22 protein-coding genes are annotated in these 23,974 nt (G+C 39.6%); 14 read left to right on the forward strand and 8 right to left on the reverse strand.

The window, feature by feature from the left end; genetic code table 11:
- Nucleotides 1-147 precede the first annotated feature (147 nt).
- The 9 genes from rimP to ABN099_RS11620 all read left to right on the forward strand — a co-directional run bounded on the left by rimP (nt 148) and on the right by ABN099_RS11620 (nt 12,469).
- Nucleotides 148-600 carry a ribosome maturation factor RimP gene (rimP, locus tag ABN099_RS11580; RefSeq protein WP_349463930.1) on the forward strand — a complete coding sequence of 151 codons (453 nt, stop codon included), beginning with the start codon at nt 148-150 and terminating at the stop codon, nt 598-600.
- A gap of 20 nt (nt 601-620) precedes the next feature.
- A complete protein-coding gene (gene nusA, locus ABN099_RS11585; protein WP_349463932.1) occupies nt 621-2,129 on the forward strand; it encodes a transcription termination factor NusA in 1,509 nt (502 codons plus the stop codon).
- A 22-nt stretch (nt 2,130-2,151) separates the two neighbouring features.
- Entirely contained in the window at nt 2,152-4,905 is a 2,754-nt protein-coding gene (infB, locus tag ABN099_RS11590; RefSeq protein WP_349463933.1) for a translation initiation factor IF-2, read from the forward strand.
- 312 nt (nt 4,906-5,217) lie between these two features.
- Nucleotides 5,218-5,619 (forward strand): 30S ribosome-binding factor RbfA, encoded by a 402-nt coding sequence (gene rbfA, locus ABN099_RS11595; protein ID WP_349463935.1) that lies wholly within the window; start codon nt 5,218-5,220, stop codon nt 5,617-5,619.
- The gene (truB, locus tag ABN099_RS11600) at nt 5,619-6,572 is read left to right on the forward strand and encodes a tRNA pseudouridine(55) synthase TruB (RefSeq protein ID WP_349463936.1); all 954 of its coding nucleotides are present in this window, start codon (nt 5,619-5,621) and stop codon (nt 6,570-6,572) included. Before rbfA ends, truB begins: the two co-directional genes overlap by 1 nt.
- A gap of 125 nt (nt 6,573-6,697) precedes the next feature.
- Nucleotides 6,698-6,970 carry a 30S ribosomal protein S15 gene (rpsO, locus tag ABN099_RS11605; RefSeq protein ID WP_349463937.1) on the forward strand — a complete coding sequence of 91 codons (273 nt, stop codon included), beginning with the start codon at nt 6,698-6,700 and terminating at the stop codon, nt 6,968-6,970.
- Between the two features lie 252 nt (nt 6,971-7,222).
- Complete coding sequence (gene pnp / locus ABN099_RS11610) at nt 7,223-9,352, forward strand: polyribonucleotide nucleotidyltransferase (protein ID WP_349463939.1); 2,130 nt, start codon at nt 7,223-7,225, stop codon at nt 9,350-9,352.
- A 114-nt stretch (nt 9,353-9,466) separates the two neighbouring features.
- Nucleotides 9,467-10,354, forward strand: a complete 888-nt coding sequence (gene nlpI, locus ABN099_RS11615) for a lipoprotein NlpI (protein WP_349463941.1) — start codon at nt 9,467-9,469, stop codon at nt 10,352-10,354.
- 171 nt (nt 10,355-10,525) lie between these two features.
- Nucleotides 10,526-12,469 (forward strand): DEAD/DEAH family ATP-dependent RNA helicase, encoded by a 1,944-nt coding sequence (locus tag ABN099_RS11620; RefSeq protein WP_349463942.1) that lies wholly within the window; start codon nt 10,526-10,528, stop codon nt 12,467-12,469.
- A 141-nt stretch (nt 12,470-12,610) separates the two neighbouring features.
- Here the strand turns inward: ABN099_RS11620 and ABN099_RS11625 are convergent, their stop codons facing one another.
- The 6 genes from ABN099_RS11625 to ABN099_RS11650 all read right to left on the reverse strand — a co-directional run bounded on the left by ABN099_RS11625 (nt 12,611) and on the right by ABN099_RS11650 (nt 17,630).
- Entirely contained in the window at nt 12,611-13,174 is a 564-nt protein-coding gene (locus tag ABN099_RS11625; protein WP_349464081.1) for a tetratricopeptide repeat protein, read from the reverse strand.
- Nucleotides 13,123-13,308: a hypothetical protein gene (locus tag ABN099_RS11630; RefSeq protein ID WP_349463943.1), complete on the reverse strand. Its 186-nt coding sequence runs from the start codon at nt 13,306-13,308 to the stop codon at nt 13,123-13,125. The genes ABN099_RS11625 and ABN099_RS11630 overlap by 52 nt, the downstream gene beginning before the upstream one ends.
- 3 nt (nt 13,309-13,311) lie before the next feature.
- Nucleotides 13,312-14,553, reverse strand: a complete 1,242-nt coding sequence (locus ABN099_RS11635; RefSeq protein WP_349463944.1) for a hypothetical protein — start codon at nt 14,551-14,553, stop codon at nt 13,312-13,314.
- 429 nt (nt 14,554-14,982) lie between these two features.
- Nucleotides 14,983-15,171 (reverse strand): hypothetical protein, encoded by a 189-nt coding sequence (locus tag ABN099_RS11640; protein WP_349463945.1) that lies wholly within the window; start codon nt 15,169-15,171, stop codon nt 14,983-14,985.
- A 36-nt stretch (nt 15,172-15,207) separates the two neighbouring features.
- The gene (gene btsR / locus ABN099_RS11645) at nt 15,208-15,924 is read right to left on the reverse strand and encodes a two-component system response regulator BtsR (protein WP_349463946.1); all 717 of its coding nucleotides are present in this window, start codon (nt 15,922-15,924) and stop codon (nt 15,208-15,210) included.
- Nucleotides 15,925-15,926: 2 nt separating this feature from the next.
- Nucleotides 15,927-17,630: a sensor histidine kinase gene (locus tag ABN099_RS11650; RefSeq protein WP_349463947.1), complete on the reverse strand. Its 1,704-nt coding sequence runs from the start codon at nt 17,628-17,630 to the stop codon at nt 15,927-15,929.
- Between the two features lie 214 nt (nt 17,631-17,844).
- Here ABN099_RS11650 and ABN099_RS11655 point away from each other — a divergent pair, with 214 nt between their 5' ends.
- From ABN099_RS11655 to ABN099_RS11675, 5 genes are all read left to right on the forward strand, one after another.
- The gene (locus ABN099_RS11655) at nt 17,845-18,816 is read left to right on the forward strand and encodes an HlyD family secretion protein (protein ID WP_349463949.1); all 972 of its coding nucleotides are present in this window, start codon (nt 17,845-17,847) and stop codon (nt 18,814-18,816) included.
- A gap of 9 nt (nt 18,817-18,825) precedes the next feature.
- Nucleotides 18,826-19,971, forward strand: a complete 1,146-nt coding sequence (locus ABN099_RS11660; RefSeq protein WP_349463950.1) for an ABC transporter permease — start codon at nt 18,826-18,828, stop codon at nt 19,969-19,971.
- The gene (locus tag ABN099_RS11665; protein ID WP_349464082.1) at nt 19,971-21,134 is read left to right on the forward strand and encodes an ABC transporter permease; all 1,164 of its coding nucleotides are present in this window, start codon (nt 19,971-19,973) and stop codon (nt 21,132-21,134) included. The genes ABN099_RS11660 and ABN099_RS11665 overlap by 1 nt, the downstream gene beginning before the upstream one ends.
- An 87-nt stretch (nt 21,135-21,221) precedes the next feature.
- Complete coding sequence (locus ABN099_RS11670) at nt 21,222-21,503, forward strand: DUF1778 domain-containing protein (RefSeq protein ID WP_349463951.1); 282 nt, start codon at nt 21,222-21,224, stop codon at nt 21,501-21,503.
- Nucleotides 21,504-21,505: 2 nt separating this feature from the next.
- Complete coding sequence (locus ABN099_RS11675; protein WP_349463952.1) at nt 21,506-22,015, forward strand: GNAT family N-acetyltransferase; 510 nt, start codon at nt 21,506-21,508, stop codon at nt 22,013-22,015.
- A 70-nt stretch (nt 22,016-22,085) separates the two neighbouring features.
- Here the strand turns inward: ABN099_RS11675 and ABN099_RS11680 are convergent, their stop codons facing one another.
- Together ABN099_RS11680 and ubiU are read right to left on the reverse strand one after the other, a co-directional pair.
- Complete coding sequence (locus tag ABN099_RS11680; protein ID WP_349463953.1) at nt 22,086-22,964, reverse strand: U32 family peptidase; 879 nt, start codon at nt 22,962-22,964, stop codon at nt 22,086-22,088.
- Nucleotides 22,965-22,977: 13 nt separating this feature from the next.
- Entirely contained in the window at nt 22,978-23,973 is a 996-nt protein-coding gene (gene ubiU / locus ABN099_RS11685; protein ID WP_349463954.1) for a ubiquinone anaerobic biosynthesis protein UbiU, read from the reverse strand.
- Nucleotide 23,974: the final 1 nt, after the last annotated feature.

Consider the following 23,974-nt stretch of genomic DNA (forward strand, 5'->3'; position numbering starts at 1 on the left):
CTGAGTGGAATGTGCCGTAAGAAGAGGTTATTCTCGAATGGCAATTTACAGGGTCCAGTTGCATAAAGCCCCGAATTTCGGGGTTTTTTGTTATCAGAGAATAGAATACTGGGCTATAGGCCCTTTTTTTATGCCTTGGGGGTGGGTTTGTCCACATTAGAGCAAAAATTAACAGCGATGATTTCAGCACCAGTAGAAGCATTAGGCTTTGAATTTGTTGGTCTTGAGTTTATTCGTGGTCGAGAATCAACATTGCGTATCTATATTGATAGTGAAGATGGTATCACTGTTGATGATTGTGCTGATGTCAGCCACCAGGTCAGTGCTGTGTTGGATGTCGAAGATCCGATTCAAACAGTTTATAACCTTGAGATCTCATCTCCTGGTTTAGAAAGACCTTTATTCACTACAACGCATTATGAGCAATTTATCGGTGAAGAAGTCACCGTTGTATTACGGATTGCAATGCAGAACCGCCGCAAATGGCAGGGCATTATTAAATCTGTCGCCGGCGAAATGATCACGGTTACTGTGGATGGTAAAGACGAAGTGTTCGCACTGAGCAACATCCAGAAAGCTAACCTGGTACCCCACTTTTAAGTTTTGAAGAGGCAACTAGGATGAACAAAGAGATTCTGGCTGTTGTGGAAGCGGTCTCTAACGAAAAATCTCTTCCTCGTGAAAAGATTTTTGAAGCACTGGAAACCGCACTGGCGACAGCAACTAAGAAAAAATACGAACAAGAGATTGATGTACGTGTGTGCATTGATCGTAAAACGGGGGATTTTGATACATTCCGCCGTTGGCTTGTGGTTGAAGAAGTCACTCAACCTACCCGCGAAATCACGTTTGAAGCTGCACAATATGAAGAACCTGAGATTGAATTAGGTGGCTTCATTGAAGATCAAATCGAATCTGTTACTTTCGACCGCATTACAACACAAACCGCCAAACAAGTTATCGTACAAAAAGTACGTGAAGCTGAAAGAGCAATGGTTGTTGATCAATTCCGCGAACACTTAGGCGAAATTATCACTGGTGTTGTGAAGAAAGTGAACCGTGATAACATCACTCTAGATTTAGGAAATAATGCAGAAGCTGTTATTCTACGTGAAGATATGCTTCCGCGCGAAAATTTCCGTCCTGGTGACCGTCTACGTGGTGTACTGTATGATGTACGTACTGAAACACGTGGTGCTCAGCTTTTCGTTACTCGTTCTCGCTCTGAAATGCTGGTTGAGTTATTCCGCATTGAAGTGCCAGAAATTGGCGAAGAAATCATTGAGATTAAGGCTGCTGCTCGTGACCCAGGTTCTCGTGCTAAAATCGCTGTAAAAACCAACGATAAACGTATCGACCCAGTCGGTGCATGTGTTGGTATGCGTGGTGCACGTGTACAAGCTGTTTCCAGTGAACTGGGCGGCGAACGAATTGACATCGTTCTGTGGGATGATAATCCTGCACAATTCGTTATTAACGCAATGGCTCCGGCAGATGTTGCTTCTATTGTTGTCGATGAAGACAAATGCACAATGGATGTGGCAGTTGAAAGTAGTAACCTAGCTCAGGCGATAGGCCGTAATGGTCAAAACGTTCGTCTTGCTGCTCAGTTACTGAAAATACATCGCGGTGATGACAAGTGGGAATTAAATGTCATGACTGCTGATGACCTGAATGCGAAGCATCAGGCAGAAGCAAGCGCAGCCATTGAAATATTTACTAAGCATCTCGACATTGATGAAGACTTCGCAACCGTCTTGGTTGAAGAAGGTTTCTCTACCCTTGAAGAGTTAGTTTATGTGCCAATTGACGAATTACTGGCTATCGATGGTCTAGATGAAGAAACTATCGAAGCTCTGCGTGAAAGAGCAAAAGCTGCATTAACGACAATTGAATTAGCTCAAAAAGAAAGCCTAGGCGATAACCAGCCAGCTGAGGACTTATTAGCCCTTGAAGGCTTGGAACGCTCTTTAGCATTTGATCTAGCTGCCCGTGGTATCTGCACACTGGAAGATCTTGCCGAACAGGGTATCGACGACCTAACTGATATTGATGGTTTAAATAGTGAGCGCGCAGGCGAACTCATTATGGCCGCCCGTAATATCTGCTGGTTTGGGAATGATGCATAATAGCTGAGCAGGAAGGAACAGAATGACAGATGAAACAGTAAAATCACTGGCAGAAGAAATTCAGACACCGGTTGAACGTTTGGTACAGCAGTTTGCTGATGCCGGTATTAAGAAGACCGTCTCTGATTCTGTCTCCCAAAAAGAGAAAGAGACCTTGCTGGCTTGGTTGAACCGTGATAAAGACGTATCAACTGGCCAACCAGGTAAACTGACACTGCAACGTAAAGTTCGTAGTACGTTAAGTGTTCCTGGTACAGGTGGCAAAAGTAAATCTGTAGCCATCGAAGTCCGCAAAAAACGCACTTATGTGAACCGTGATGTAATTGAAAAATCACAAGCGGAAGAGCAGGCGCTGCGTGAAGCGGAAGAAAAGGCGCATCGCGAAGCAGAAGAGAAAGCACAGCGCGAAGCACAAGAAAAAGCACAGCGCGCAGCTGAAGAAAAAGCAAAACGTGAAGCACTAGAGGCCAAGAAACAGGCCGAAGAAAAAGCGAAACGTGAAGCTGAAGAAGCAAAACGTGAAGCAGCGGAATTAGCTAAGCGCGAAGCAGCGGAAAAAAATAAAGTGAAACAAAACGATAAACCAAAAGCTGATGTAGCAGATCAGGAAAAAGCCCGTCGCAATGCTGAACTGGCTGAACTGAAACGTAAAACAGAAGAAGCACAGCGCCTGAAAGTTGAAGAAGAGACGCGCGCTGCAGCAGAAAAAGCACGCCGCTTAGCTGAAGAAAATGCTGAAAAATGGACTGCTGAAACTAAAGCGCCAGAAACAGAAAGCGCTGACTATCATGTAACTACATCTCGTTATGCTCGTGATGCAGAAGATGAAAGTGATGCAGAAGTAGAAGGTGGTCGTGGTCGTGGTCGTACGGCTAAAGCACCGCGCGCTAAGAAAAATAATCGCCATTCTGAAAAAGCTGATCGTGAAGAAGCTCGCGCAGCGGGCCGTTCAAATAAGAAAGGCAAACGTAAGAGCAGCACCTTACAACAAGGTTTCAACAAACCTGCTGTTGCAGTAAACCGTGATGTTATCATCGGTGAAACCATTTCTGTTGCTGAATTAGCAAACAAAATGGCTGTAAAAGGTTCTGAAGTCATTAAAACTATGATGAAAATGGGCGCTATGGCAACCATTAATCAGGTTTTAGACCAAGAAACAGCACAGTTAGTTGCTGAAGAAATGGGTCATAAAGTTATCTTACGTCGTGAAAACGAATTAGAAGAACAAGTAATGAATGACCGTGACACTGGCGAAGAAAGCGCAGTTTCTCGTGCTCCAGTTGTTACTATTATGGGTCACGTTGACCATGGTAAAACATCATTACTTGACTATATTCGTTCAACGAAAGTTGCATCAGGCGAAGCCGGTGGTATTACTCAGCACATTGGTGCTTACCACGTTAAGACTGATAAAGGCGAAATTACTTTCCTTGATACTCCAGGTCACGCCGCGTTTACTTCAATGCGTGCTCGTGGTGCTCAGGTAACAGATATTGTTATTCTTGTTGTTGCGGCTGATGATGGTGTAATGCCTCAAACTATCGAAGCAATCCAGCACGCTAAAGCGGCAAATGTACCTGTCGTTGTTGCTGTGAATAAAATTGATAAACATGAAGCTGATCCAGATCGCGTTAAAACTGAGCTATCTCAATATGGCATCTTGTCAGAAGATTGGGGTGGTGAGACTCAGTTTATGCATGTATCTGCAAAACAAGGTCTTGGTATCGATGAATTACTTGATGCTATCTTATTACAAGCTGAAGTTCTTGAACTGAAAGCAGTAAAAGAAGGCATGGCAAGCGGTGTTGTTATTGAATCTTACCTTGATAAAGGTCGTGGTCCAGTTGCAACTATCCTTGTTCGTGAAGGTACACTGAATAAAGGTGATATCGTTCTGTGTGGTTTCGAATACGGTCGTATTCGTGCAATGCGTAACGAATTAGGTCAAGAAGTTCAGTCTGCTGGTCCTTCAATGCCAGTTGAGATTTTAGGTCTGTCTAACGTTCCTTCTGCGGGTGATGAAGCTACCGTTGTTCGTGATGAGAAGAAAGCACGTGAAGTGGCATTGTATCGTCAAGGTAAATTCCGCGAAGTGAAACTTGCTCGTCAACAGAAATCTAAACTGGAAAACATGTTTGCTAACATGGAAGAAGGTAAAGTTTCTGAACTGAACATCGTACTGAAAACTGACGTTCAAGGTACTTGTGAAGCGATTACTGATGCATTAGTTAAACTGTCTACAGATGAAGTTAAACTAAGAATTATCGGTTCTGGTGTAGGTGGTATCACTGAAACAGATGCAACTTTAGCAGCCGCTTCTGAAGCAATCATTCTTGGCTTTAACGTTCGTGCAGATGCATCAGCACGCCGTATCATCGAACAAGAAAGTGTTGATTTACGTTACTACTCCGTGATCTATAGCCTGATTGATGAAATCAAACTGGCAATGAGCGGTATGTTAGCACCTGAATACAAACAAGAGATCATGGGTCTTGCAGAAGTCCGTGACGTGTTTAAATCACCTAAATTCGGCGCAGTTGCAGGCTGTATGGTGGTTGAAGGTAACATTAAACGTAATAACCCAATTCGTGTTCTACGTGATAACGTGGTTATCTACGAAGGCGAGCTTGAGTCACTGCGTCGCTTTAAAGATGACGTCAACGAAGTTCGTAACGGCATGGAATGTGGTATCGGTGTGAAAAACTACAACGATGTCCGCGTTGGCGACATGATTGAAGTCTTCCAAATTATCGAAATCAAACGTTCTATTGTTTAATTTAGTACGTCTTGTTTTAAAAGGGAGCTTAACGGCTCCCTTCTTATTCCCTTCTTTGCTCTATTTATCCTCGCTTATTTTTCTCCTTTATTTTTCAACATAACCGAAATAGATTGGCTTTCAGTCATTTGTGAAAGCAAGAGAACAGGGTAAAATAGCAATGAAGAAAAATTTTTATTTCCAAATTGTATAGATAGGCAGAAAGCAGTCGTGAGACGCTACATCATGTATACTCTTTAGAAGTTATCTATTTTTGAATCAGAATCAATAGTGGCAATCAGAGAAAATGCTGTATTGCCAGGGAGAGATATAATGGCAAGAGATTTTAGCCGTGCTCAACGCGTTTCTCAGGAAATGCAAAAAGAAATCGCAATCATCTTACAACGTGAAGTCAAAGATCCTCGTATTGGAATGGCGACCGTGTCTGGTGTTGAAATTTCACGTGATTTAGCTTATGCCAAAGTTTTTGTTACTTTCTTCAACCTATCTGGTAGTGATGAAAGTGAAGAAGAAATGGTCGCTAATGGTTTAGCAGCGCTTAATGAAGCTGCTGGTTTTATTCGTTCATTATTGGGTAAAGCGATGCGTTTACGTATCGTCCCTGAGCTAACATTTGCTTATGACAACTCATTAGTTGAAGGTATGCGTATGTCTAACCTTGTTACTAATGTGGTTAAGGATGATGAAAAACGTCGTCATAAAGAGGAAGAGTAATGGGGCGTCGTCGTAAGGGGCGTGAGATTAACGGTGTCTTGCTACTCGATAAACCCCAAGATATTTCCTCTAACGATGCACTCCAAAAAGTCCGCCGTATGTTCAATGCCAGTAAAGCAGGACATACGGGGGCACTGGATCCTTTAGCAACAGGAATGCTGCCTATTTGTTTAGGTGAAGCAACTAAGTTTTCTCAATTTTTGTTGGATTCAGATAAGTGTTATCGCGTGATTGCACGTTTAGGGCAACGAACTGATACGTCTGATGCGCATGGTGAAGTTATCCAACAGCGCCCAGTTGGCTTTACGCAACAAGAGTTGGATACAGCATTAGATAGTTTCCGTGGTGAGACATTACAAGTGCCTTCTATGTACTCTGCATTAAAGCATCAAGGTAGACCCTTGTATGAATATGCAAGGCAAGGTATTGAAATTGAACGCGAAGCACGACCTATCACTGTTTATGAATTACAATTTATTCGTTGGGAAAATGATGAATTAGAGCTTGAAATCCATTGCTCTAAAGGAACCTATATTCGTACTATAATTGATGATCTTGGCGAAAAGCTACAATGCGGCGCTCATGTCATCTTTTTACGTCGATTAGAAGTCGCTGATTATCCTAAAGAGCGTATGGTAACACTTGAGCAATTGAGAACATTGATTGAGAAAGCACAATCTCTCGAAGAAGAACCGTTCTCTTGTCTTGATGCGTTATTATTGCCTATGGATACTGCAGTAGCCCATTTTCCTGTGGTTAATTTATCTACGGTTATTGCTGGATACTTAAAGTTAGGTCAACCTGTTAGAGTTAATCATGATATCGCTGAAGGTGAATTATTAAGAGTCACCGAAGGTGATGAAGAAAAATTCATTGGTTTGGCAATCATCAGAGATGGACTTGTTGCTCCTAAACGCGTGGTTGTTGAATACAACACAATCGATAACACTTAATAGCAATTCTTGCGCTAACTGTGTTTGCAGCGTAGAATAATGCGGCTATCTGTTTAGGTGGCTGAGTTGGATAGCTGAATTAGAGATTGGCTATCTGAAAATTTTATATCATTTTGGAGTTTATTATGTCATCTCTAAGTACTGAAGCGAAAGCAAAAATCGTTGTTGAATTTGGTCGTGATGCTAACGATACTGGCTCAAGCGAAGTTCAAATTGCACTGCTGACTGCAGAAATCAACCACCTGCAAGGTCACTTTTCAGAGCATAAAAAAGATCACCACAGCCGTCGTGGTCTGCTGCGTAAAGTTTCCAGCCGTCGTAATCTGCTGGACTACCTGAAACGTAAAGATGTTGCTCGTTATTCTGCACTGATCGAACGTTTAGGTCTGCGCCGCTAATTAAGCGAGTTTCAGTGGAAAGGGGCCTGTTGGCCCCTTTTCTACTAGAACGTGCTATTTTTAATATTAGTCGTTATGTTTTAATGTGGTGATTGTTATTTGGATTCTCTAGTTACGACAATTCGCGCGGCTAATGAAAATATTTTAATATCATGTTGAAAAGTATTTTCATTAGTCGCGAGGGGACGTAGCGGAGAAAAGAAAATTCATCGTCGCTAAGCATCTGGCGACAATAAGATAAAGGATATTATTTTGCTGAATCCTACAGTTCGTAAATTTCAATACGGTCAACACACCGTAACGCTAGAAACGGGCATGATGGCTCGTCAAGCTACAGCAGCCGTAATGGTAGACATGGATGGCACTGCTGTTTTTGTTACTGTTGTTGCCAAGAAAAAAGTTAAAACGGGTCAAGATTTCTTCCCATTAACAGTTAACTACCAAGAGCGTTCATATGCTGCTGGTCGTATCCCAGGTAGTTTCTTCCGTCGTGAAGGTCGCCCTGGTGAAGGCGAAACATTAATTGCACGTTTAATTGACCGCCCTTTACGTCCATTATTCCCAGAAGGCTTCTTAAACGAAGTTCAAATCGTTGCTACTGTTGTTTCTGTTAACCCACAAGTTAACCCAGATATCGTTGCAATGATTGGTGCTTCAGCTGTATTAGCGCTATCTGGTGTTCCATTTAATGGTCCTATCGGTGGTGCACGTGTTGGTTTTATCGATGGCCAATATGTTCTGAACCCAACCGTTGATGAGCTGAAAATCAGTAAATTAGACTTAGTGGTTGCTGGTACTGCTGGTGCGGTACTGATGGTTGAATCAGAAGCTGATTTATTATCAGAAGAAGAGATGTTAGGTGCAGTGGTATTTGGTCATGACCAGCAACAAGTTGTGATTGAAAATATCAATGCATTAGTTGCACAAGTTGGTAAAGAGAAATGGGACTGGACACCAGAAACCGTTAATCAACCTTTACATGACCGTATTGCACAAATCGCTCAAGCACGTATCGGTGATGCTTATCGTATTACTGAGAAACAAGAACGTTATGAGCAAATCGATGCTATCCGCGAAGAAGTCATCACGACTTTATTAGCTGAAGATGAAACATTAGATGAAGGCGAAATCAATGATATTTTCTCTGGCTTAGAGAAAAACATTGTTCGTGCTCGTGTGTTAGCTGGTGAACCACGTATTGATGGTCGCGAAAAAGACATGGTGCGTGCGTTAGATATCCGCACTGGTTTATTACCTCGTACTCATGGTTCAGCACTGTTTACTCGTGGTGAAACACAAGCACTGGTAACTGCAACATTAGGTACAACACGTGATGCTCAAAATATCGATGATATTATGGGTGAACATACTGATGCTTTCTTACTGCACTATAACTTCCCTCCATACTCAGTAGGTGAAACGGGTATGATGGGCTCACCAAAACGTCGTGAAATCGGTCATGGCCGTTTAGCGAAGCGTGGTGTGTTAGCAGTAATGCCAACGCTTGATGAATTCCCGTATACTGTTCGTGTGGTTTCAGAAATCACCGAATCAAATGGTTCATCTTCAATGGCTTCTGTTTGTGGTGCTTCTTTAGCACTGATGGACGCTGGTGTACCAATTAAAGAATCTGTTGCAGGTATTGCGATGGGTCTTGTGAAAGAAGGCGAAAACTTCGTTGTTCTTTCAGATATTCTTGGTGATGAAGACCATTTAGGCGATATGGACTTTAAAGTTGCGGGTAGCCGTAACGGCGTCAGCGCATTACAAATGGATATCAAAATCGAAGGTATCACTCGTGAAATTATGCAAGTTGCGTTAAACCAAGCGAAAAGCGCTCGTCTGCATATTTTAGGTGTTATGGAAGAAGCAATTAGCCAACCTCGTGCTGATATCTCTGAATTTGCACCACGCATTCACACTATCAAGATCAATTCAGACAAAATCAAAGACGTCATCGGTAAAGGTGGTTCAGTTATCCGTGCATTAACGGAAGAGACTGGTACGACTATCGAAATCGAAGATGATGGTACGGTGAAGATTGCTGCAACAAGCAATGAGCAAGCTAAAATGGCAATTGCTCGTATCGAAGAAATTACCGCTGAAGTTGAAGTGAACCGTATCTATAATGGTAAAGTAACCCGTATTGTTGACTTCGGTGCATTCGTTGCTATCGGTGGCGGCAAAGAAGGTTTGGTTCATATTTCTCAAATCGCAGACAAGCGTGTTGAGAAAGTCAGTGATTATTTAACTATGGGACAAGAAGTTCCTGTTAAAGTACTGGAAATTGATCGTCAAGGCCGCATTCGCTTGAGCATGAAAGAAGCACAAGCAAATCAGCAGGAAGCAACAGAAACTTCATCTGAAGAATCTGCTAATTAATGATATTCTACTACCGGTATCTAGAGATAGGTATCGGTAGGGACTTATTATTATTGACAAATAGGACGTCATTGAATGCTTTTTGTTGAAAGAGTCTGACTTTGGGAGTTGGAAATGAAAACATTTCTGCGCGGTTGTTCTATTGCTGTTTTCATCTTTATTTCCGGATGCAGCACTAGCCCAGAATGGCGTCAGAATGCAGTTTTTGCTACTCCATTACAGCCTTCTTTACAACAAGAAGTCATATTGGCTCGTATAGAACAGATCCTTGCGAGCCGCTCATTAACCGAAGATGAATACGCGCAGCTTTTATATGAGCGTGGTGTGCTGTATGATAGTCTAGGTTTAAGAGCATTAGCGCGTAATGATTTTTCAATGGCGCTATCAATGAGACCCGATATGCTAGAAATATTTAATTTTCTAGGTATCTATTTTACGCAAGCAGCAAATTATGATGCTGCATATGAAGCGTTTGATTCTGTTTTAGAGCTTGATCCAACTTACAATAATGCGCGTTTTAATCGTGGTATCGCTTTATACTACGGTGGCCGATTGAAATTGGCGCAGGATGATCTGCAGGCGTTTTATCAGGTCGATCCAAATGACCCCATTCGTTCGCTTTGGTTATATCTTGTTGAAAAAGAGATAAACACTGATTCAGCTAAACAACAGTTGAAACAGCGATACCAGCAGGCGGATAAAACGGGGCAATGGGGATGGAATATAGTTGAATTTTACTTAGGTGATATCAATGAAAAAACATTGATGGCAAAACTAAGTGAAGTTTCAACCGATAACACTTCGCTCGCTGAGCATCTCAGTGAAACTAACTTCTATTTAGGTAAGTATTACCTAAGTCTGGGGGACATGGATAGCGCACAAGCGTTATTCAAGCTGACGGTTGCCAACAACGCACATAACTTTGTTGAGCACCGCTATGCATTGTTGGAATTAGCGCTGTTAGGCCAACAAGAAGACCTAGCGGAATCGGACCAGCAATAGCTGACGAACATTTCTCTGATCAGTTTGAAAGCCATCATCTATAAAGGATGAGGGCTTGTTTGTTCGTTTAATAATATAATTTGAGCCAGTTCACATTTTAGATGATAAAGACCGACAAACCATGCGGTATGTTATGTCAACTGGCTGCCATAATGAATGAGGCACAGTGACATGACTACTGAAACCGATATGACTTTTGCTGATCTAGGTTTATCAGCACCTATTTTGACTGCACTGAATGACTTAGGCTATGAAAAGCCTTCTCCAATTCAGCAACAATGTATTCCTTCTCTTTTAAACGGCAACGATGTTTTGGGCATGGCACAGACCGGTAGTGGTAAAACCGCTGCATTTAGCCTGCCGTTATTACACAATCTTGATGAATCATTAAAAGCTCCACAAATTTTAGTATTAGCACCTACTCGTGAACTCGCGGTACAGGTCGCTGAAGCTATTGAAGATTTCGCTAAACATTTACCAAAAGTGAATGTTGTTGCACTGTATGGTGGTCAACGTTATGACGTTCAATTACGTGCATTACGTCAAGGACCACAAGTTGTTGTTGGTACTCCAGGTCGTCTGTTAGACCACTTGAACCGTGGTACTTTAGACTTATCTAAACTGAAAGGTTTAGTACTGGATGAAGCTGATGAAATGTTACGTATGGGCTTTATTGAAGATGTTGAAAATATCTTAAGTAAAATTCCAGCAGAACACCAAACAGCACTGTTCTCTGCAACAATGCCAGAAGCAATTCGTCGTATTACACGTCGCTTTATGAATGATCCAAAAGAAGTTCGCATTCAAAGCAGCGTAACAACTCGTCCTGATATCAGCCAAAGTTACTGGATGACATTTGGCGCACGTAAAAATGAAGCGCTGATCCGTTTCCTTGAAGCTGAAGATTTTGATGCAGCAATTATTTTCGTTCGTACTAAAAACGCAACATTAGAAGTTGCTGAAGCTTTAGAACGCAATGGTTATAACAGTGCAGCATTAAATGGCGACATGAACCAATCATTACGTGAACAAACGTTAGAGCGTTTGAAAAATGGTCGTTTAGATATCCTGATCGCAACTGACGTTGCTGCTCGTGGTCTTGACGTTGACCGTATTAGCCTTGTTGTGAACTATGATATCCCTATGGATTCAGAATCTTATGTTCACCGTATTGGTCGTACTGGTCGTGCAGGTCGTGCGGGTCGTGCAATTCTATTCGTAGATAACCGCGAACGTCGTTTACTGCGCAATATCGAACGTACTATGAAGATGACTATTCCTGAAGTAGAACTGCCAAACGCAGAACTTATCAGCCAACGTCGTCAAGAAAAATTTGCACAGCAAATTGCTCAACAGTTAGAGACAAGCAATCTGGATCAATACCGTGCTCTGTTACCAAAATTAGCGCCAGCAGGTGAAGAAGCGTTAGATATGGAAACATTAGCAGCAGTATTACTGAAAATGGCACAAGGTGAGCGCGCGCTTATTCTTCCACCAGATCCAGTTCGTCGTCCACGTCGCGAATTTAATGATCGTGATGATCGTCGCGGAGATGATCGCCGTCGTGGTGAAAACGACCGTGAACGTGCTCCTCGTCGTGAGCGTCGCGAAGCGGGTGAAATGGATTTATACCGTATTGAAGTTGGCCGTGATGATGGTGTTGAAGTTCGTCATATCGTTGGTGCAATTGCTAACGAAGGTGATATCAGCAGCCGTTATATTGGTAATATCAAATTATTTGGTTCTCACTCAACTATCGAGTTACCAAAAGGTATGCCAACAGACTTATTAAGTCACTTTACTCGCACTCGTATCATGAACAAACCACTGAATATGCAATTAGTGGGTGATGCACAACCTTACCGTGAACGTCGTCCTGGTGGTGGTAGCAGCAGCAACAGCAGCAGCCGTCGTGATGGTCAACCACAAGGTGGTCGTCGTTTTAGCAATAATGGTGATCAACCACAACGTCGTGGTAATGGTGACCGTGCTAACAGCGGTGAGCGTAACAGCGGTGAGCGTAGCAGCAATGAACGTAGTGGTGAGCGTGGAAACTTCCGTAGCCGTAACAACGAAGGTACTCCACGTCGTCGTAGCAGCTCTCATAACCAATAAGAGCCTACAATCCACTCAATATTAAATTGAGTGGATGGCGAAAAATTAAAACCAGTCAATGAAAATTGGCTGGTTTTTTTATGGTTTAAAATTTTCGGGATACATTTTTTCAGCAAACTCAATATGTGCTTTATTACTTATTTAGGTACAAATATGTACAGACTTTCCACTTTCTATGCACTTCTCCAGATTTTTGCTCTCATTGAGAGTGAATAGAATTTGATCCCATCGTTTAATATGGTATTTGTACTCTCTACTTCCATTATCAGCAATCCATTGTGCATATTCCTTTGCTTTATTGAGATCTTGAGGTATTCCCTTTTCTCCACGTAAATAAATTGAGAACAGTTCCTCACAAGCTGCAATAACTCTATTTCCTTTTATTTGACAGGCTTTATCAAAAAGCTCAATAGCTTGATGTATATTTTTCTGTACACCATAACCATTTTCAAAAATAAGTGCTTGGTGGTATAACGCAGCACCGTGATTAGCATTTAATCTTAAGATTTCACTTAAGTAATGATGAGATAAACTGCATTGCTCTTTATCATTATTATCTACATTATCAGATGCTAGTTTTGAACATCCGGTAAAGAAAATGGATGCAATAAGGTAATTGTCATTCTCATCTTCACTTATTTTCGCTTTTCTAATTAAAGAAGGTACATCTTCACTCTTTTTGGATAAGGTGCGGTAAGGAGTAATATTTGGTCATAACGTAGTTCTAAGCGGTTATATCCAGGAACTAACATCTGATCTGTCACTATTGGATAGTCTTTTCCAAAAGTAGGATTGCTGATAAAAAATAAGAAGAATATTAATTTATTAAGTGTTTTCATTTTTTATCCTAATAAGTTTGGTGTGATGACAGGATTGTTTAATGAAGTAATAGCAGATGAGATTTGTGGGAGATGATCATATAAATTATCTGAAGTAAAAGAAGCCATATCATGAATAATATTATTTACTTTATTATTGTATTCCGATATATCCGCTATATCCGCTATTTTATTTTTTTGATGAAATAATACATCAGTAATCTGTGTCTTATTTCCATTGCTCCAATTAACTGAGGAGCCCAATTTATGAAAGTTACTATTTTTATCATAATAATTTATCTGACTAGTATTGAGTTCAATTGAATTAATACCCATGTCATTCAAAGTAAATAATTCATTTTTTTGACTTATCCCATCAGAATTTTTATCTTGCCAAATTTTTAATTCAGACCATAGAACATCATATGTATCTATTAATCCATTTGTATTACTATCTAAGATAGAGAGGGCAGAAAAACCATCTTCTGCTTTAGTGTTATCTGGCAATAAACTATTATCACCAAATAATTCTTTCCCATTGTTTATAGCATCGTCGTTATTTCTATCCCAAACTAATAATCCATCATCAGAATGGATCCAACCAGTTTGAATAGGTGTATTACTTCCATCAAAATCAAATGCTATTCCTAAATTGCTAGGAAGTGTCTGTATACCATTACCATTTAAATCTATAGCTAATGGGGTCTGATAATTATCTGCTAAATGTTTTAAATTTTTATAAAGGTCATCAGGTTCAAATGAAATATTAATATTTCTAAATCCTGATTGTTCTAAAACATATTGAACAAAGTGACCACAGTTATTGAATAAAATATTATATTTAGGAGGAGGTTTTTCACCCGTTTTATATGTATGTAATAGAGTGAATAACTTTTTAAAATTTTCTAAAAATGGCCAATTATGTGACATAATTGATAAGGTAGATGCATCAGGATAACGAAGGTGATCATCAAATGAAAAATTATCTCTGCTTGTCGTCATATCATCACCAGGGCTAAAGCCGACTGTAATCGCTTCTTTTTCTTTAGTCACTGGGTTCCAACCTTTAATACCAATAAAAATATGTCCATAAGTTGATTTGTTATCTGTCTCATTACCATCATCATAGATTTTACTACCTGATGGTGCTACGAATATTGTTATTTCAGGGTGACCGTGCTTCACATAATTAAAATTTCCATTATATTCACCGTGAAAATTCATATCCTCAACTTTTTTAACAATGTAATGTTTTTTTTCTTTCATAATTAGTCCTCTTTCTTTTTTTAATAATCTATGTTTAAGCTAATTTAAAATAAAGAATATGTCTATAATAATTTTGATTGTTTATTTGGTATATTTAAGTTTATTTTGAAATTGTTTTTAAGTTGATTTATTTTAATTTAAATAAATAAGATGTAATCATTTTCACTATGAATTATTTTTATATTTAAAGTTGTTTTTAGATATCTTAAATATAATATTTAAATTTAATGGCTGTTTTTTATAGTTAAAGTATTTTTAATTTCATTGATAATATAAATGTCATTGAATGGTGTTTGCTTTTTTACATATAAAAAACTTTTTAATTTTTCATTAAAAATTATATAAATAAATTTATTAAATAAATGAATTTCTAAATTTGTTAATGCGCCCTCTATTTGTTTAAAAGCATAAATAACGATATCTCTTTTTCTAAAAAAATGAAGTTGGTTTAATGTTAATTCTTTCAATCCCAATAATAATTGCGTCAACTGCAGGGGGAAAATCACCAATTAGCATTCTACTATGAGAAAAATCACGTTGTGCGGATGCTTCTTTTTTTGTGTGAAGATCACGAATTTCAATACGATTTGTATAAGCTTTAATATAAATCGGTTCCATCCTATTATTATCCTTTTATTTTTTATCATTACTCAATTAGCTTAAGCCTATCGCCTCTTTTAACGGTTTTAAATAACGTCGGCTGACAGGGATTTTACTACTATTATGCAAGATTAATTCGGCTTGCCCATTATCACCAAAAATAATCTCGTTGACGTAATCCATATTGACTAAATATTGACGATGGCAGCGTACTAACTGTGTACGAGTTTCTAATGTACGCAATGTCAGTTCAGTAAAACCTTCTTGCCCTTGGCTATTAGTCACATAAACACCACTGAGTCTTGATGTAGCAAATACCGCTTCATCAATCGGCATTAACCAAATACGGCTATGACCCGTGCAGGGGATGCACTTTAAACGCTCTTCTGGTGGTGTTAATAAATCGATATTTTGCTTATTACCTTGGCGTAAACGATTTAGCGTTTTGCTTAAGCGCTCTTGCTCTAGTGGTTTGAGTAAATAATCAAAGGCATGTTCTTCAAATGCTTGAATGGCATACTCTTCAAAAGCAGTAAGAAAAACAATATAAGGTCGATGCTCAGGATCAAGCATCGTTACCATTTCAAGTCCTGTAATGCGAGGCATCTGGATATCAACAAAAACCACATCGGGTTTCTTGCGATGTATTTCGCCAATGGCTTCAATGGCATTGCTGCATTCACCAACGATATGAATATCTTTTTCTACTTCGAGTAAGCAGCGTAAATTTTCACGCGCTAATGGTTCATCATCAATAATTAATATATTCATTATTATGCAGTGTTACCCATACTTTTTTCTAAAGGTAAGCAGATTTTTACCTTAGTAAATTTATCAGTTTGATAATCAACAACAACGCCATAAAGATCACCGTAGCGTAGCTTTAATCTCTTATCTACCAGTCTCATTCCTAGCCCTAATTCATGAGAAGGGCTCTGAGGGCGATAAAGACCCGCATTATCGCAAATTTCGATAATGATTAAATGGCACTCTTGATAGGCACGGATTGTAACCTTTCCTGTTTCTAATAACTGTGATGTCCCATGTTTAATTGCATTTTCAACCATTGGTTGAAGTGAAAATGCTGGGAGTCGTGCATTTTGTAGGTTTTCTGGAATATGAATATCTATTTGTAACCGTTCTTGAAAACGCGCTTTTTCAATTTGCAAATAGGCAGTTACATGCTCGATTTCGTCACTTAGCGTAACTATAGCTTCAGGGCGCTTTAAGTTTTTACGAAAGAATGCGGATAAAAATTGGACTAATTGTTTTGCTTGTTCACTATCACGCCTAATAACAGCTTGTAATGTATTTAATGCATTAAAAAGAAAATGTGGGTTAACTTGGGCGTGTAATAATTTAATTTCAGATTCTAATAGAGATTGTTTATTACGCTCATATTGTCCGGCAAGAATTTGTGCAGACAATAAGCTTGCAATACCTTCACCTAATGTTCGATTGATTGAACTAAATAAACGATTTTTAGCCTCATAAAGCTTAATTGTACCAATAACCTGATTATTTTCGCCTCTAAGTGGGATAACTAACGTAGAGCCTAATTTACAATTAGGAGAAAGCGTACAGTGGTAAGGTGTTTCATTACCATCAGCATAAACAACTTCATTATTATGAATTGCTTGTTTAGATTGTTCTGATGAAATAGGTGTACCAGGTAAATGATGGTCAGCACCAATACCAATAAATGCGAGTAGTTTTTCTCTGTCAGTAATAGCAACAGCGCTAACTCTTAGCTCTTGGTAAATCACTTTTGCGACACGAGTACTATTATCTTGGTTGAATCCTTTACGCAAAATACCTTCAGTGCATACCGCAATTTTTAAAGCTTGAGTAGAGAAAGCACTGGTATATTTCTCAAAAATAGCACGTCTATCTTGCAATATTCGAATAAACATCGCAGCACCAACGGTATTTGCTACAATCATAGGAGCTGCAATATCTTTAACTAGAGCGAGTGCTTCATTGAAAGGGCGAGCAAGTAATAAAATAATACTCATTTGTATGATTTCAGCGACAAAGGTAACTGATGCTGCTGTCCACGGGTTAAAAATGCGATGCATCTGTCCCCGTTTAACGTAATGGCGGTGTACTAATCCCCCAATAAGCCCCTCTGCAACTGTTGATACCATGCAGCTAAACGCAGTCATTCCACCAAGAGAATAGCGGTGTAATCCACCTGTGAAACCAACAAGGACGCCTACATAAGGGCCGCCTAATAGACCGCCTAATACAGAACCTATTGCCCGAGTATTGGCAATAGAGTCATTAATATGCAGTCCAAAATAGGTTCCCATAATGCAGAAAATAGAGAATATGACATAACACATCAACTTATGAGGAAGTTTTATCGTAACCTGTAAAAGCGGCGTAAAGAGTGGTGTTTTACTTAAAAACCACGCAATTATCAGATAAACGCACATTTGCTGTAATAACAGCAAAACAAGGTTAAATTCGTACATTAGTGTTGTGCACCATTCTCTTTTTATTTGATAAAACAGGATTGTTAGTAGAGTGATAAATTTTGATATAAGAATAACTTAATCGCACTATCAAAGAAAATATTCCTCTGCGTCAGTGATCTAGCGCACAAAATTCTTAAAAGGATCTGGCGTTATTGTGTAATATAACTCTGTCAGTGAGTGTTCTACTTCACTATTAAGGTCTAATCGTTATATGAAAAAAAGTGCTATTTATCTTATTTTACTAATGCTGATATTAATCGCATTAGCCATACTTTTCCGCGCGCATAATCAATATTTATTACTGCAAGGAGAAGTAGACGCACCTGAAGTTATTGTTGCTTCTAAAGCAAAAGGTCGCGTTATCGAACGCCATATTGAGCGCGGTGATGATGTAAAAGCAGGGCAACTCATGATCACATTAGAAAGCCCAGAGCTTAATGCACAGGTTGCGGCACTTGAAGCTGCCAAAGCACAAGCTCAAGCCCAATTAGATTTATCACTTCACGGGACAAGAGAAGAGAGCATTCGTAATTTAGCAGCTGTTTTATCTCAATCTCGCGTTGAAGCAGCTAATGCGGCAAGAGACTTTCAACGTATAAGTGCGGTTGCTAATAAAGGCTATGTGTCTGCTACTGAGCTAGATAATGCTCGGCGTAGTCGAGATGTTGCTACTCAACGCGTTCGTGCGGCACAAGCAGATCTTGATGAAGCTAAAAATGGTGATCGTATTGAATTACGCCATAAATATACAGCGGCGTTAGAGCAAGCTGAACAGCAATTAATTGAACTGAAAATTCAGCAAGAAGATCTGCAAGTTAAAGCCCCTGTTGATGGTGAGGTTGGTCCTATTCCAGCTGAAATTGGCGAACTTTTTAATGCTAATAGCCCATTAGCAACGCTAATTCGTATTCCAGAAGCTTATTTTGTTTATAACCTAAGAGAAGATATCTTGGCTGATATTCGTAAAGGTGATCGCATTACGGTGGTGGTTCCTGCATTAGGTAATAAAGAAATTGAGGCGCAAGTACGATATATCGCTCCAATGGGAGACTACGCAACCAAAAGGGCAACACGTGCAACGGGTGATTTTGATCTTAAAACTTTTGAGGTTCGACTTTATCCTACAACACAGATTGAAGGGTTACGTCCGGGTATGAGCGCATTATGGCGCTGGGATAAATAAGGACGAATAATGAGAGTAAAGGCAGCTTGGCGAGGCTTTAATAGCGCATTTTCGCGAGAAACCCATATGGCAGTACGTAGCCCCGTATTTCACTGGCTTAGTTGGCTGTTTCCATTGATGTTGTTTACGTTGATAAGCGCTAACTTTTCTGAAGGCACACTGCTAAATTTACCTGTATCTGTAATTAATAACGATAATAGCCCGTTATCAAGAACACTTATCCGTGACTTAAATGCAGGCTCTCACGCGCAATTAAATACCTTAGATGGTAATCCGCGTACAGCAATGGAGCGATTAGGTAGCGCGCAAGATTACGCTATCCTCACCATTCCTCGCCATTTTGAAAGTTGGGTACTTGCAGGAAAACAACCCACGGTACGTATGTATTACAATGGTCTCTATTATGCAGCTGGCAGCTATGCCATACAGGATTTTAGTGGGTTACTGGCAGAATTAAATGCACAATATCGCACTGTATTAGCGCAAGAGATGCATAAGCCTGTGCCGCCTTTAGCAAAAGTGACGCTCTCTTATGACAGTCTCTTTAATGCGAGTGGTAGCTATATCTATTACCAGCAATTTGCCGCTACTATTCATATGCTTCAGCTATTTGTCGTGACATGCACTATCTACTCTTTGTCACGAGGCAATATGCTGTTGAATATCAAACCATTCACTTTTGCTTTAATTGGTAAATTAGCGCCTTATACGCTGTTTTTCCTAACGTTGTTGATTGTTGAATTAGCTGCATTGGTACATTTTTCAGGTGCGAAAGTAAATGGTAATCCATTGTATATGGTGCTGGTGGGATTCTTTTATATTATCGCTGCTCAAAGTGTGGGGTTATTGCTCTTCGCGTTTACCAGCAGTGCCATTACAGCTTACAGTATGATAGGGATGTTAGTGAGTATCGCTTTAGCGTTCTCAGGTATGGCTGTACCTGAACTCTCAATGATTTTACCCGCGCGGATCATCTCTAATTTAGAGCCTTTAACGCACGCCTTAAATGCCATGTTTGATATCTTCTTAAGAGAAGTATCGCTACAAGGTATTCTCTATGTGTGTTTGTTATTACTGCTCTATCCTTTAGCTATTGCACTACTTATTCGTAAACGTATTTTTAAACGATTGGAATTACAGGTAGGTGTCGCATGATGCAGATGTATTTCCAAACATTTAAACGCGTTTTATTGGGTATGTTAGAAAAGCCAATGTGGATGCTGTTGATTGTATCCCTTTGTGTTATGAGTTTAGTTTATGCTAAACCGGTGTTGTGGGATCTTCCTGTTGCTGTGATTAATCAAGATCATAGCCCTGCAAGTTATTCGCTTATTCGTTCGTTAAATGCCACACCTAAACTGAGTGTAAAAAGCTACGATAATCTTGAAGAAGCTCGTCATGATATGATTATGCGTGAGCTTTTTGCCATTATTATTGTGCCCACAAATTTTGAAAAAAAATTGCTTAACGGAAAAGATGTCACTGTCCCTGTATTTGGTGATGCTACTAACCGTTTAGCGAGTGGACAAATTCAGCAAGAGTTAATGCTTGCTTATCAGCAGTTATTAGATTCTTACAATGGACGCATTTTACAAAATGCAGGTTTTAGTGCAGAACAATCGAAAATATTATTAAAGCCGATTCAAGGCGAAACGATCACGATGTATAACCCTGGTGTTAGTTTCGCGGCAATTATATTCCCTGGCTTATTAGTGATGTTATTGCAGCACTCCTTATTAATTGCCTGTGTACGAGTCAGTATTGCGGTGAGAAGTACACCAAAAGGTAAACCACCGTTAGCTGTTTATCTTGGTGCATTATCTGCACTTATTCCTATTTGGTTATTTTTATCTGCGGTTTTCTTTGCATTATGGCCTTGGGTATTGGGTTATCGCCAAGAAGCCCCTCTTTATCAGATCTGGATGCTGACTTTCCCATTCTTATTAGCGGTGTTGGGATTAGGCAAATTGATTACAGAATGCTTACGTAGTGTTGAAATGATTTATTTAACACTGGCATTTGTTACCACGCCTGTTTTTTACATTTCAGGCACCATTTGGCCTCTGCAAGCAATGCCTGATTGGGTATTAGCAGTTTCATCTGCACTTCCTTCAACATGGGCTGTAAACGCCATGGCGGGGATTAATCAAATGGGACTATCATTCCAAAGTATATTGGGTGATATCGTGATGATGCTGATCCTAGGTGTAGTTTATACCGTATTAGGCGTGCTGGTGGGTATGCTACGTAATGGTGAACTAAGGCATATCACACATCAGTTTAAGCATTGGTTACATCATCGTGGTGAGTCGAAATAGTTAGTTTTTTAAAGTTAAAAATGTAGTGACAACGACACTACATTGATGTAGGTTGTCACTGTAGCGATAGATTTATTGAGGTTAATTATGCAAAACGAAACACCAATAAAGCGCTCTACATTAAATCTACGCATTAAGCCTGAAGAAAAGCAGTTAATAGATAGAGCAGCTGAAGTTTTAGGTAAAAACAGAACGGATTTTGTTATTGATGCAGCACGTAGAGTCGCGGAAGAGACATTATCTGATTTAAGAGTTATTAATGTTGATGCACAAGCTTATGAGAAATTTCTCGCTTTACTTGATATGCCCGCTGAAACTAATGAGTCTTTAATGAAGACGATGCAATCTAAGGCTCCTTGGGAGAAATAATTTTGAATTTTTCAGCACCAGAGCCTTTAACTGCTAATCATGATTTAAGTGAGTTCGATTCTGGAGAGAATTCACTTAATATTTGGTTGAAAAATAAAGCATTACAAAATCAATTATCAGGAGCATCTCGAGTTTTTGTGACTTGTACTGATAACAATAAAGTGATGGCATATTATGCGCTTTCGACGGGGATTGTTCACTCTTATGATGCTGTCGGTCGTTTTAAAAGAAATATGCCAATAGATATTCCTGTTGTTTTATTGGGTAGATTAGCCGTTGATAATCAAGCCAGAGGAATTGGGTTAGGAAGAGCATTGATTAGAGATGCTGCAATTAGAGTTATTCAAGCTGCTGATTTAGTGGGTATCAGAGGGATCATTGTTCATGCTTTATCTCAAGAAGCGAAACAATTTTATCAGCACGTAGGTTTCTACTGTTCATCAATACATCCAATGCTTTTAATGATTACAGTACAAGATATAAAGAAAGCTTTGGGCTTAAATACAAATTAATAATATTTTTAATATTTATTATTTTATCCACTTCACAAATAAATATGAAGTGGACTCATCTTTAAAATCGCTACTCCACTAATTCTAATCCTGCCAATTTACGCCAATAGCCATTACAATCATGGTGCTCAATTGTAGTAATTGGTTGTTTACCTTGCTCATTTTGGCGAAATTGCTGCAAGGTATCGAAAATAGTGTCTGATTCTGGTGAAAGACGAACAATATCAACTAATCCTGCCATTGAAGTTTGCTCGTTACCCAAGTTATAGCAATAACCACTTTGCGTTTGTATGCCATTAAGCACAAAAACTTGCTGATTTTCTTGAGAAAGTACGTTGCGACCTTGTGGATATTTCACACAACAGGTTTCACAATCATCTTTCGACCTATCTTCTGAACGAGCGGTAAAACAACGTGCTGAATAGGCTAAAGGTAAATGCCCATAAGCAAATACTTCAACTTCAAATTTATCTCTAATACCTAGTGTTTCACACTGTATTAAAAGGTTATTTAGCCAATCACGAGAAAGTTCGACTGGCATACACCAACGGATCATTCCTTGCTTATGTAATAAACGCAGTGCATAAGCGTTGTAGCAATTAAGCCCATGACCAGCAATAAAAGGAAGGTGGCGTTCAGAAAGCATATTGATTACGCCAAAATCGTGGGCTTCGATTAAAAATTCACCATTATCAATAAGCTTTGTTATCTCTTTAAGTTCAGAGGGAGCTTGTAAAAGTGCCAAGGTGGAAATAACCACTTGTTTGCCACTTTTAGCGACTTCTTTGGCGATATTTAGCCAATCTTGCGGCTTTGTTTCACGACGTTTACTGCATACTGTTTCGCCTAAATAGATAATATCCGCATCTGACGTTTTGGCTTTTTCATAGAACGATTCAAGGGTTGCCTTTTGCCAATAATAAAGTACCGAGCCGAGAGCATATTTCATTTTCTAATCCTTATTACTGCCATTTTCGGTGATAGGCACCCAATGTGGTTTGTGTTCCTTCTGATAAGTTTCCTAGTGCATTCATCCAACGTGGATGAGAGCTAAATCCTTGAGGATCTTTTTTACATTGATCGATTGCAGCTCGCCAAACTCTTGCAACTTCAGTGACATAAGCTGGGCTACGTTGACGACCTTCAATTTTAACGGAGGCAATATTCATTGCCATAAGCTCAGGTAATAAGGATAACGTGTTTAAGCTAGTAGGCTCTTCTAATGCGTGATAACACTGATTATCGACAAGATAACGACCTTTACATAAAGTCGGGTAACCTGCATTTTCATCAGGGGAGTAGCGATCAATCAGAACATCATTCAAACGAGATTCCATACCTTGTGGCGTTTGTTGCCAACGCACAAAGCGAGCCGGTGAACACGCTCCCACCGTATTAGGAGATTCGCCTGTTAAATAAGAAGAAAGATAACATCTACCCTCAGCCATAATGCATAAGCTACCAAATGCAAATACCTCTAAAGGCACAGGGCTACTTTGGGCTAGTTGTTTTACTTGATGAATAGAAAGCACGCGTGGTAGCACAATGCGAGCAACATCAAAATGGCGCTGATAGAACTCAATGGCTTGTGTATTCGTTGCTGAAGCTTGTACTGATACATGTCGTTCAATATGAGGATAGCGCTCTGCGGCATACTCAAGCATGGCGATATCAGCCAAAATTAATGCATCAGCACCTAAAGATGCCGCCATATCTACCGCTCTTTGCCAGCGTTCAAAGCCATCTGGGTGAGCAAAAGTATTAATAGCAATGTGTAGTTTTCGCTGGTGGCGATGAACGTAATTAACCGCCTCTTGTAATTTTTTTTCCGTAAAATTGAGTCCTGCGAAGTGTCTGGCATTGGTATCATCTTTTAAGCCGATATAAACAGCGTCAGCACCATTATCAATGGCTGCTTTAAGTGCGGGTAAGTTACCTGCTGGGCACAACAATTCCATC

This window comes from Proteus hauseri (assembly GCF_040139125.1).
GTDB classification, from domain to species: domain Bacteria; phylum Pseudomonadota; class Gammaproteobacteria; order Enterobacterales; family Enterobacteriaceae; genus Proteus; species Proteus hauseri_B.